This is a genomic window from Micromonospora sp. WMMD987, from assembly GCF_029581435.1.
Taxonomy (GTDB): Bacteria; Actinomycetota; Actinomycetes; order Mycobacteriales; family Micromonosporaceae; genus Micromonospora; species Micromonospora rifamycinica.
In genome coordinates this window covers 4,764,140-4,775,524 of the sequence record NZ_CP120861.1, presented here as the reverse complement: position 1 = coordinate 4,775,524, position 11,385 = coordinate 4,764,140, and the positions used below count along the sequence as shown (strand labels likewise).

Below are 11,385 nucleotides of genomic sequence, written 5' to 3'. Positions count from 1 at the left end.
CGACGAGCGCCCGCCGGCTCGGCCGGCGGGCGCTCGTCGTACCGGAGGGGTCGTCAGCCCTCGATGTCGCTCATCGTCAGCTTGGTGATGGTGACCTCCTTCTTGGGGTGGCCACCCCCCGCCGACTGCGCGTACGCCTTGTCGTCGCCGGCCGCCCCGACCTGCTTGACCAGGTCCATGCCTGAGGTGACGGTGCCCAGCACGGTGTAGTTCGGGTCGAGCTGCGAGTCGCCGTAGACGATGAAGAACTGGCTGCCGGTGCTGCCCGGCTGCCCGGAGTTGGCCATCGCGATGACGCCCTCCGGGTAGGGGGGACGCTTGTCGGTCGGCAGGTTCTCCTCGGCCATGCCGTAGCCCGGCCCGCCGGTGCCGTCGGTCTGCCGCCAGCCCTTGCCGGTCGCGCTCGGGTCACCGCACTGGAGCACCTTGATGCCCTCGGTCACCAGCCGGTGGCACTTGGTGTTGTCGAAGAAGCCCTTGCTGGCCAGGTGGGTGAAGCTGCCGGCGGTGCAGGGCACCTTGGTCCGGTCGAGCTTGGCGACGATCGGCCCCAGGTTGGTCTCCAGGGTCATCGTCTGGGTGCCCTTGCTGGCCTGCTGGGCCGGCGGCAGCCCGACGTCCTTGATCTGCGCCGTCCTGCCCTCCTTGGGCGTTTCGGTGTAGGCGCACTGCGAGAAGCCCTCGGTGCCGGCGGCCTGCTGCTTGCTGTCGTCGTCATCGCCGCCGAGGCTGGTGGCCAACCAGACGGTGCCGGCGACCACGAGCACCAGGATCGCGGCCGCCCCGACGATCGCCTGCGTCTGCCGGCGCTTACGGGCCTTGGCCGAGCGCTCGGCCATCTCCCGCTCAAGTCGGGCCCGCGCCGCCGCGCGCTGCCGCTCTCTCGTGGACGTCACGGTCACTCCTCCTGGACATCTCGGACGCGGCGTGGCCGCAGGTACGGGTGGGGGCCGGTTCAGCCGGCGCTGGGGCTGGCCGCCGGGGAACCGGTCGCCGGCGCGGGTGCGGCCTGTGCCTCACCGACGGTGAGCTTGCGGATCGTCACGTCGGTCTTCGGCTTGACCTTGGCGCCCGCCCCGTTGTCCACGGTCGGCAGGGCGCCGATCTTCTCGACCACGTCCAACCCGCCGGTCACCCGGCCGATGACCGGGTAGGCCGGCTGGGCCGGGCTGAAGTCCTTGAAGAAGACGAGGAACTGGCTGCCGTTGGCGCCCGGCGGGTTGCCGATCATGGCGACCGTGCCCTTCGGGTACGTCGGCGGCTGGCCGGGGGCCGGGCTGGCCGACGGGCTCGCCTCGGGTCCGGTCGGCACGTTCTCGTTGTAGAACGTGTAGGTGGGGCCACCCAGGCCGGTGCCGCTCGGGTCGCCGCAGCGCAGCGCGCCCTCGGCGGTGATCTCGTGGCACGTGGTGTTGTCGTAGAACGACTTGCCGGCCAGGTGGGCGATGCTCGCCCCGGCACACGGCGCGGCGGCGAGATCCAGCTCGGCGGTGATCGGGCCACCCTGGTCGGTGTCGACGGTCACCGTGCGTACCCCGGAGGTGGGCAGGCCGGTGGTGGCCGGGGCGCCGACGTCCTTGAGGTTGGTGTTGGCGCTCGCGTCCTGCGGGGTCCAGAGGCAGACGTCCTCGGCGGCCTTCTGCTCGGGGTCGCGGTCGAAGGCGCCCAGCCCCCAGGCCGCGCCGGCCACGATTAGCACCAGCACCACGGCCGCGCCGACCCCGGCCTGGATCTGTCGACGCCGTCGCGCGGCGGCGGCCCGCCGGGCCAGCTGCCGGTCGAGCTTCTCCCGCGCGAGCTTGCGCTGCCGGTCCCTGCTGGAAGCCACCCGTGCTCCCCTCCTCTACCCTGGTCGTCACCGGCGGTCGGGCCGTTCACGCCCGCACGTGTCCGCGGGTGCGCCACGCCACACGCCCGCAGAGTGTACGGGTACCCGCTGTGAAAGTGGTGTACGAGGTCCGGCCTGGGTTTATCAAAGTGCGTCACTGCGCCGTCCGGGGCGGGTGGGACGGGTGGGAACGCGTGCCGCGGCGTCGGCGGCGGCTAGGCTGCCCGGGAGACAGTCGACTCGAACGGAAGGGGAGCTGACGTGCTCGTGGCCGGCTTTCCCGCGGACGCTTTCGGCACCAACTGCTATGTGGTGGCGACCGCGCCGGGGGAGCAGTGCGTGGTGGTCGACCCCGGTATCGGGGTGCTCGACCGGCTCGACGCCGTGCTCGCCGAGCACCGCCTGCACCCGGCCGCCGTGCTGCTCACCCACGGCCATCTCGACCACACCTTCTCGGTCGCGCCGGTCTGCGGCGCGCGGGGCATCCCGGCCTACGTGCACCCGGACGACCGGGAGCTGCTGGCCGATCCGACCAAGGCGCTGTCGATGGACCTCACCGCGCTGTTCGGCGGCCGGCTGCCCTACACCGAGCCCGACGACGTGACGGAGCTGACCGACGGGGCGACGCTGGCGCTGGCCGGACTGGAGATCACCGTCGACCACGCCCCGGGCCATACCGGCGGGTCGGTTCTGTTCCGGCTGCCCGGCGCCGGCTCGCCCTGGGAGGCCGAGCAGGTCTGCCTCTCCGGCGACGTGCTCTTCGCCGGCTCGATCGGCCGCACCGACCTGCCGGGCGGCAGCATGTCCCGGATGCTGGACAGCCTGCGGGAGAAGGTCCTTCCGCTGGCCGACGACACCGTCGTGCTGCCCGGTCACGGCCCGGCGACCACCATCGGCCGGGAACGCGTGCGCAATCCGTACCTCGTCGACGTGGCGGGGTCCGGCGGGACGCGTCCGGCGACGCCCACCCGCGGCCTCTAGTCTCCGCTCCGCGCCGCGCGCGGAGCTGTCGATCTCACCGCGCCCCGCGCGGACCCGCAAGGAGTACGCCCATGAGCAAGCCCATGCCCCTCTCCGGCTTCCCGGAGTGGACCACGTCGCAGCGGATGATCGAGCAGTCCGTCCTCGACCGGATCCGGCACACCTTCGAGCTGTACGGCTTCGCGCCGCTGGAGACCCGGTCGGTGGAGCCGCTGGACCAGCTGCTGCGCAAGGGGGAGACCTCCAAGGAGGTCTACCTGCTGCGCCGGTTGCAGGCCGACGCGGACGGCCCGGCCGGTGACGACGCGCTCGGCCTGCACTTCGACCTGACCGTGCCGTTCGCCCGGTACGTGCTGGAGAACGCCGGCAAGCTCCAGTTCCCGTTCCGCCGCTACCAGATCCAGAAGGTGTGGCGGGGCGAGCGCCCGCAGGAGGGGCGTTACCGGGAGTTCCTCCAGGCCGACATCGACATCGTGGACCGGGACACCCTGCCGGCGCACTACGAGGCGGAGATGCCGCTGGTGATCGGTGACGCGCTGCGGTCGCTGCCCATTCCGCCGGTACGGATCCACGTCAACAACCGCAAGATCTGCGAGGGCTTCTACCGGGGCATCGGGCTGACCGACCCGGAGGCGGCGCTGCGCGCGGTCGACAAGCTCGACAAGATCGGCCCGACGAAGGTGGCCGCGCTGCTGGCCGAGACGGCCGGGGCGAGCGAGGCACAGGCCGACGCCTGCCTGGCGCTGGCCGGGATCTCCGCGGCGGACGCGTCCTTCGCCGACGCGGTGCGCGCCCTGGGGGTGACCGATCCGCTGCTCGACGAGGGCATCGCCGAACTGGTCGCGGTGGTGGAGACGGCCGCCGCGCACGCGCCCGGGCTCTGCGTGGCCGACCTGCGCATCGCCCGGGGTCTGGACTACTACACCGGCACCGTCTACGAGACGTCGCTGGTCGGCTACGAGCGGTTCGGGTCGATCTGTTCCGGTGGCCGGTACGACGACCTGGCCACCGCCGGTGCCGTCTCGTACCCGGGCGTCGGGATCTCGATCGGGGTGACCCGGCTGCTCGGTCTGCTCTTCGGCGCCGGGGCGCTGTCGATCTCCCGGAGCGTGCCGACCTGTGTGCTGGTGGCCGTCGGGGCCGAGGAGGAGCGGGCGGCCAGCAACGCGGTCGCCGAGGCGCTGCGGTCCCGGGGCGTGCCGACCGAGGTGTCGCCGAACGCGGCGAAGTTCGGCAAGCAGATCCGGTACGCCGAGCGGCGCGGCATTCCGTACGTGTGGTTCCCCGGGGCCGACGGCGACCAGGTCAAGGACATCCGCTCGGGCGAGCAGGTGGACGCGGCGGCCGGCGACTGGATGCCTCCCCACCAGGACCTGAAGCCACAGGTCGGTTGAGCCGTCCGGTTACTGGCGCGTACGTCCCCGGGGACCTACGGTGGCGTAAGTTACGCCACCGTAGGGAGGGATCCTGTGACCGAACTCAGCGAGACCGCGCTGCTCCACGAACTCGAGCCCGTGGTCGCCAAGAACCTCGACCGGCACCTGGCGGTGGCGAAGGAGTGGTTCCCGCACGAGTACGTGCCGTGGAGTGAGGGACGCACCTTCGACGGCCCGCTCGGTGGCGAGGCGTGGTCGGAGGGGGACTCGACGCTGCCCGAGGTGGCCCGGACGGCGCTGATCGTCAACCTGCTCACCGAGGACAACCTGCCGTCGTACCACCACCAGATCGCCAGCCTGTTCGGGCCGGACGGGGCGTGGGGGACCTGGGTGGGCCGGTGGACCGCCGAGGAGGGGCGGCACGGCACCGCCATCCGGGACTACCTGACGGTCACCCGGGCGGTCGATCCGGTGGCCCTGGAGCGGGCTCGGATGGTGCACATGACCGCCGGTTACAGCAACTCGCACGACTCGTCGATGCTGCGCTCGCTGGCGTACGTCTCGTTCCAGGAACTGGCCACCCGGATCTCGCACCGCAACACCGGCAGGATCACCGGCGACCCGGTCTGCGAGGCGCTGCTGAGCCGGGTCGCGGCCGACGAGAACCTGCACATGGTCTTCTACCGCAACCTGCTCGGCGCGGCCCTGGAGGTGGCCCCGAGCCAGACGATGCGGGCGATCGCCGAGGTGCTGGGCGACTTCCAGATGCCCGGGGTGGGCATCGAGGGCTTCACCCGCAAGTCGGTGGCGATCGCCCTGGCCGGCATCTACGACCTACGTCAGCACCGCGACGACGTGGTGGCCCCGGTGCTGCGCCAGTGGGACGTGTTCAACGTCGTCGGCCTGGACGCCGACGGTGAGGCCGCCCGCGACGAGATCGCCGCCCGGCTGGACGGCCTGGAGCAGGCTGCCTCCCGGTTCGAGGAGAAGCGCGACGCCCGTGCCGCCAAGCTGGCCGCCCGCGCCTGACCTGCTCGTCCCCTCCGGCGGTGGGCCGTGCGGCGGGCGCGTCGGCGTGCCGCACCGTCGGAGCGGGGCACCCCGGCCTACGCCGCCTCGCCCGGGTCTGCGCCGACCCGGTCGGACGACCCGTCCGTCCCCCAATGTCGGTGACCGTCGGTGGTGGCCGGTGATGGATCGGCTGGCGTGACTTTCTGTAACTAATGCCCCTCCCTCATGTTCCCACCTTTCCACGCTTTGCTCTGCTGCCATCGAAGCGACACCGCTTGGAGCTGCTTCTCCTTACGGTGTGCGGCTCGCCGGTGCCCTGACGCGCGGCTACTCAATGTAGCTGTCGCGGTGGGGGCAGCAGAGCAAAGCGGGCGACCGTCAGGTGGCGGGGCCTGCTGGCGATGACGCACAGTGACGGGTGTCGAGGACCTCTTCCTGCCGTCCCCCGCCCGCCGGCGCGAGACGTCCTGGCCCGGGTCGGTTCGTGGTGTGTGGTCGGGCCGGTGTCACCGGGATTCGGCGGACGGGCAGGGGTGGGGTCGCCTGCGTTGGGCCGGCGGTCGTGGCCGCGTGAGTCGGGCCGGCGGCTTGTGGCCGCGTGAGTCGGGCCGGCGGCTTGTGGCCGCCTGCGTCGGGCCGGCGGTTGTCGCGGCGTGAGTCGGCGCGGCGGTCGTGGCCGCGTCCGCGCGGCCGTCGCTGGGGGTGGGGGCGTGTCAGCGGAGGGTCTGACATGGATGTGTCCACGGTGTTGCCTGGGCGTCATATCGGCCGGCGGGGTGAATCCGGGCAAAGCCATGTCTTGTTTACGATCTTAGATATGTGAATACTTCAACCTCTCGGCCGATTCTCCCCAGGTCGGCCGGGTGCCCTCGGGTGCGTCTGCATGACGCTGCCCGTCACCCCCTTCCGGAGGTTGTTGCATGCGACCCACGAGGTCCTCACTCCGCCACGTCGCCGCCGTCGCCATGGCCGGCACTCTGGTCACCGGCGCGCTGATGGGCGCACCCGCCCAGGCGGCCCCCGCCTCGCCCGCATCCCCCGACGCTGCCGCCAGCCTGGCCGACCGTCTCGGCGACCGGGCCGCCGGCACCTACGCCGACGCCGCCGGCAAGATGGTCGTCGCGGTCACCGACTCCGCCGCGGCCCGCGAGGTCCGCGCCGCCGGCGCCACCCCGAAGATGGTCACCCGGGGCGCGGCCCAGCTCCGTTCCGCCACCGCCGAGCTGGAGCGGTCGGCCAAGATCCCCGGCACCGCGTGGTGGACCGACGCCGCCACCAACCAGGTCGTCGTGTCGGTCGACAGCACCGTCACCGGCGCCAAGCTGGCGCGGGTCAAGGCCGCCGCCGCGCGCACCGGTGGCGCCGTGCGGGTCGAGGCCGAGGCCGGCGTGCTCAGCACCCGGATCTCCGGTGGCCAGGCCATCTACACCGGCGGCGGCCGCTGCTCGCTCGGCTTCAACGTGCGCAACAGCGCCGGTCAGACCTTCTTCCTGACCGCCGGTCACTGCACCAACATCGGCTCGACCTGGTACTCGAACTCCGGCCAGACCAGCGTGCTCGGCACCCGTACCGGCACCAGCTTCCCGGGTAACGACTACGGCATCGTCCGGCACAGCAACGCGGCCAACGCTACCGGCAACGTCTCCCTCTACAACGGCAGCTTCCGGGACGTCACCGGTGCCGCCAACGCCTACGTCGGCCAGAGCGTGCAGCGCTCCGGCAGCACCACCGGCCTCAAGAGCGGCTCGGTGACCGCCACCAACGCCACGGTGAACTACGCCGAGGGCTCGGTCTCCGGCCTGATCCGGACCAACGTCTGCGCCGAGCCGGGCGACAGCGGCGGTTCGCTGTTCAGCGGCAGCAGCGCGGTCGGCCTCACCTCCGGCGGCAGCGGCAACTGCACCCGTGGCGGCACCACCTACTTCCAGCCCGTCACCGAGCCGCTGAGCGTCTACGGCGTCAGCATCATCTGATCCACCTCCGCGTCATCCGATCCACCTCCGCGAACGGGCCGTCGGGACACCGGCGGCCCGTTCCGCGTGTCCGGTGGGCGGGGCCGGCGTTGCTCACCCCGCAACCGCGCGGACCGGGCGGCTGACACAATGCGGGTGACACAGCCGTACCGCAGATGAGGAGACGCAAGTCGTGATCCGTACCCATGACGCCGGCAGCCTACGCGCGACGGACGCCGGCACCACGGTGACGCTCGCCGGGTGGGTGGCCCGCCGGCGCGACCACGGCGGTGTCATCTTCGTCGACCTGCGCGACGGCTCCGGCGTCGTCCAGGTGGTGTTTCGCGAGGAGGACGCGCACGCGCTGCGCAACGAGTTCTGCGTCAAGGTCACCGGCGAGGTGACCCGCCGCCCCGAGGGCAACGAGAACCCGGAGCTGCCCACCGGCGCGATCGAGGTGACCGCCAGCGCGCTGGAGGTGCTCTCCGAGGCCGCGCCGTTGCCGCTGCCGGTGGACGACCAGATCGAGGCCGGCGACGACATCCGGCTGCGCTACCGCTACCTCGACCTGCGCCGCAGCGGCCCGGCCAACGCCCTGCGGCTGCGCTCGCGGGCCAACCAGCTGGCCCGCGGCGTGCTGCACGAGCGGGACTTCCTGGAGATCGAGACCCCGACCCTGACCCGGTCCACCCCGGAGGGTGCCCGCGACTTCCTGGTCCCGGTCCGGCTCCAGCCCGGCAGCTGGTACGCGCTGCCGCAGTCGCCGCAGCTGTTCAAGCAGCTGCTCATGGTCGGCGGCATGGAGCGGTACTACCAGATCGCCCGCTGCTACCGCGACGAGGACTTCCGGGCCGACCGGCAGCCGGAGTTCACCCAGCTCGACATCGAGATGTCCTTCGTCACCGAGGACGACGTGATCGACCTCGGCGAGGCGATCGTCGCGGCGCTCTGGAAGGACCTGGCCGGTCACGAGATCACCCGGCCGATCCCCCGGATCACCTGGCACGACGCGATGGCCCGGTACGGCTCCGACAAGCCCGACCTGCGTTACGGCCTGGAGCTGACCGAGCTGACCGACTACCTGCGCGGCACCGCCTTCCGGGTCTTCGCCGCGGCGATCGACGCGGGCGGCTACGTCGGCGCGGTCGTCATGCCGGGCGGGGCGGCGCAGACCCGCAAGGAACTCGACGGCTGGCAGGACTGGGCCAAGGCGCGCGGCGCGCGGGGCCTGGCGTACGTGGTGCTGGACGCCGAGACCGGCGAGGCACGCGGGCCGGTGGCCAAGAACCTCTCCGCCGAGCACCTGGGCGGGCTGGCCGACGCGGTCGGGGCCAAGCCCGGTGACGCGGTGTTCTTCGCCGCCGGCACGAACACCCGGGAGGCGCAGGAGCTGCTCGGCGCGGCCCGGATCGAGATCGCCAAGCGGGCCAAGCTGATCGACGAGAGCGCCTGGGCGTTCTGCTGGGTGGTCGACGCGCCGATGTTCGAGCACACGGACGACGGTGGCTGGACGGCCGTGCACCACCCGTTCACCTCGCCGAACGCCGACTGGGTCGACCGGTTCGAGGAGGCCCCGGACCGCGCGCTGGCGTACGCGTACGACATCGTCTGCAACGGCAACGAGATCGGCGGCGGCTCGATCCGTATCCACCGGGGTGACGTGCAGCAGCGGGTCTTCGACCTGCTCGGCATCACCCCCGCCGAGGCGCAGGACAAGTTCGGCTTCCTGCTGGAGGCGTTCAGGTACGGCGCCCCGCCGCACGGCGGCATCGCCTTCGGCTGGGACCGGGTCTGCATGCTGCTCGCCGGGGCGGACTCGATCCGCGAGGTGATCGCCTTCCCGAAGACCCGGGGCGGCTTCGACCCGCTGACCGGCGCACCGACCCCGATCACCGGCCAGCAGCGCACCGAGGCCGGCATCGACGCCAAGCCGAAGCCTCCCACCCCGTCCGCCGGCACCGCCGGCCCCGCCGCCCCGGTAGCCACCCCGGTCTGACTCCCCACCCCGCTACCCCACTCCACCCCACCCGCCCGGCCGTGCCCGGCTCCACCCCGCATCATTGATCAAGAGGTTTACGTCATCCCGCCCGCCCTGCGGTGACGTAAACCTCTTGATCGTTATGGAGGGCGGAGCGGGGAGGGACGGAGCGGGGCGGGGAAGGGAGGGGCGGGGGAGGGCGGGCGGGGGAGGGGGAATGCATAAGAGTTGTGCATCGTTTTTGTGCACAGCTATTGTGCATGTATGGAGAACGACGAGAACGGCGGACGGGGCGCCTCCCGGGCCGTGCGGATCGACCACCGGCAGGTCCGGGTGCTGGCCCATCCGTTGCGGCTGCGGCTGCTCGGTGCGCTACGGGTGCAGGGGCCGGCCACCGCCACCACCCTCGCCGGGGTGCTCGCCACCAACACCGGTGCCACCAGCTACCACCTGCGCCAGCTCGCCGACGTGGGGTTGGTGGTAGAAGACCCGGACCGGGGCACCGGGCGGCAGCGCTGGTGGCGGGCCGCGCACGAGGTGACCGACTGGGAACCGAGCGACTTCGACGACGACCCCGACGCCCGCGCCGCCATCGAGTGGATCCAGGGTGACCAGGTACGCCTGCTGGCGGAGCGGGCCGAACGCTGGTTCGCCGTCCAGCAGGACTGGTCGCCGGCCTGGCGGGACGCCTTCGGAATGAGCGACGCCTTCCTCACCCTCCCGGCTGACCGGCTCCAGGCCCTCTCCGACGAGCTGTGGCAGGTGCTGGAGCGCTACCGTGCCGAGGCCGACCCGGCACAGCCCGACGCCGAGCGGGTGCACGTCTTCCTGGCCGCGTTCCCGATGATCGAGCAGCGGCCGTGAGCGTGCTGACCGTCCGCCAGGTCCGGTTCCGTTACCTCACCCTCTACGGCCTGCGCTGGCTACCCACCGGTCTGACCATCCCGGTGATGATCCTGCTGATGCAGGAACGGGGCCTGTCGCTGTCCCAGATCGGCATCGTCTCCACCGCCCAGGGCCTGGTGGTGCTGGCGCTGGAACTGCCCACCGGTGGTCTGGCCGACGCGCTGGGCAGTCGGGTCGTCCTGGTGACCGCCTGGGCGGTGAGCCTGCTGTCGCTCGGCCTGTTCGCGGTGGCCGACTCCTTCGCGCTGTTCTTCCTGGTCTGGGCGCTGCAAGGGGTCTACCGGGCGCTCGACAGCGGCCCGCTCGACTCCTGGTACGTCGAGTCCACCCGGGCCGCCGACCGCGACGCCGACTACGAACCCGGTCTCGGCTTCGCCGGCACCGTCGCGGGCGTCACCATCGCCGCCGGGGCGCTGCTCAGCGGCGGCCTCATCGCGCTCGGCCCGGTCGGCCCGGTCAGCGCGCTGACCGTACCGGTACTGGTCGCCGCCGTCCTCCAGGCCGTCGCCCTGGTCGTTCTGCTGTCCCTGCTGGTCGAACCCGGACCGGCCCGGGGCTCCGGCACGCTGCGCGCCTCGGTGGTGGCGGCCCCCCGGATGGTCGGTCAGGCCGTCGGACTGCTGCGCCGCTCCCGGGTGCTGCTGGCCCTGGTCTCGGTGGAGTTGTTCTGGGGCTTCGGCATGGTCACCTTCGAGTCCCTGCTGCCGGTCCGGCTCGCCGACGTGGTCGGCGACCCCGAGCGGGCGGCGGCGCTGCTCGGCCCGGCCAACTCGGCGGCCTGGCTGGTGTCGGCGGCCGGAGCGGCGGTCACCCCGTTGCTGCTGCGCTGGCTCGGCGCCGCCCCCGCCGCCGCGCTGCTGCGCGTCGTGCAGGGCGTCACGGTGCTCGGCATGGGGCTGCTCGCCGGGCCGCTCGGCGTGCTGGTCGCCTACCTGGCCTGCTACGCCGTGCACGGCGCGTCCAACCCGCTGCACCTGGGGCTGCTGCACCGGCAGGTCGACGGGCCGTACCGGACCAGCGTCCTGTCGCTGAACTCGATGATGGGCCAGCCGGGGTTCGCCCTCGGCGCGGTGCTGCTCACCGCGCTGGCCGACCGCTCCGGGGTGGGCACGGCGATGGTGGTGGGCGCGGTGGCGTTGGCGGTTGCCGCCCCGCTCTACCTGCCCGCCTGGCGGGCCGGCCGTCGGACCACCCCGGCCGTGCCCGCCGGGGCCGGTCCGGCCGTGCCCGCCGGGGCCGGTCCGGCCGTGCCCGCCGGGGCCGGTCCGGCCGTGCCCGCCCAGCCGCCGCCCCCGCCGGTCGCGGGCCACTGTGCGTCCGGTGTCGATCATGCGAGCAGCCGGTGACCCGGCG

General features: G+C 72.6%; 9 protein-coding genes. 7 read left to right on the top strand and 2 right to left on the bottom strand.

Annotation, left to right across the window (positions count from 1 at the left end; translation table 11 throughout):
- Positions 1-53: 53 nt before the first annotated feature.
- Together O7612_RS20040 and O7612_RS20035 are read right to left on the bottom strand one after the other, a co-directional pair.
- Positions 54-896 (bottom strand): peptidylprolyl isomerase, encoded by an 843-nt coding sequence (locus O7612_RS20040; RefSeq protein ID WP_282266463.1) that lies wholly within the window; start codon positions 894-896, stop codon positions 54-56.
- Positions 897-955: 59 nt separating this feature from the next.
- Positions 956-1,828 (bottom strand): peptidylprolyl isomerase, encoded by an 873-nt coding sequence (locus tag O7612_RS20035; RefSeq protein ID WP_282266462.1) that lies wholly within the window; start codon positions 1,826-1,828, stop codon positions 956-958.
- Positions 1,829-2,089: 261 nt separating this feature from the next.
- Between O7612_RS20035 and O7612_RS20030 the strand changes: the two genes are divergently transcribed.
- The 7 genes from O7612_RS20030 to O7612_RS20000 all read left to right on the top strand — a co-directional run bounded on the left by O7612_RS20030 (position 2,090) and on the right by O7612_RS20000 (position 11,378).
- Positions 2,090-2,809, top strand: a complete 720-nt coding sequence (locus O7612_RS20030; protein WP_282266461.1) for an MBL fold metallo-hydrolase — start codon at positions 2,090-2,092, stop codon at positions 2,807-2,809.
- Positions 2,810-2,880: 71 nt separating this feature from the next.
- On the top strand, positions 2,881-4,203 hold the full coding sequence (hisS, locus tag O7612_RS20025; RefSeq protein ID WP_282266459.1) for a histidine--tRNA ligase: 1,323 nt from the start codon (positions 2,881-2,883) through the stop codon (positions 4,201-4,203).
- Between the two features lie 75 nt (positions 4,204-4,278).
- Positions 4,279-5,214 carry an acyl-ACP desaturase gene (locus O7612_RS20020; RefSeq protein WP_282266457.1) on the top strand — a complete coding sequence of 312 codons (936 nt, stop codon included), beginning with the start codon at positions 4,279-4,281 and terminating at the stop codon, positions 5,212-5,214.
- A 902-nt stretch (positions 5,215-6,116) separates the two neighbouring features.
- Positions 6,117-7,169: a S1 family peptidase gene (locus O7612_RS20015; protein ID WP_282266455.1), complete on the top strand. Its 1,053-nt coding sequence runs from the start codon at positions 6,117-6,119 to the stop codon at positions 7,167-7,169.
- Between the two features lie 172 nt (positions 7,170-7,341).
- The gene (gene aspS / locus O7612_RS20010) at positions 7,342-9,144 is read left to right on the top strand and encodes an aspartate--tRNA ligase (protein ID WP_282266453.1); all 1,803 of its coding nucleotides are present in this window, start codon (positions 7,342-7,344) and stop codon (positions 9,142-9,144) included.
- Between the two features lie 246 nt (positions 9,145-9,390).
- Positions 9,391-9,990 carry a helix-turn-helix domain-containing protein gene (locus tag O7612_RS20005; RefSeq protein WP_282266451.1) on the top strand — a complete coding sequence of 200 codons (600 nt, stop codon included), beginning with the start codon at positions 9,391-9,393 and terminating at the stop codon, positions 9,988-9,990.
- The gene (locus O7612_RS20000) at positions 9,987-11,378 is read left to right on the top strand and encodes an MFS transporter (protein WP_282266450.1); all 1,392 of its coding nucleotides are present in this window, start codon (positions 9,987-9,989) and stop codon (positions 11,376-11,378) included. Before O7612_RS20005 ends, O7612_RS20000 begins: the two co-directional genes overlap by 4 nt.
- Positions 11,379-11,385 lie beyond the last annotated feature (7 nt).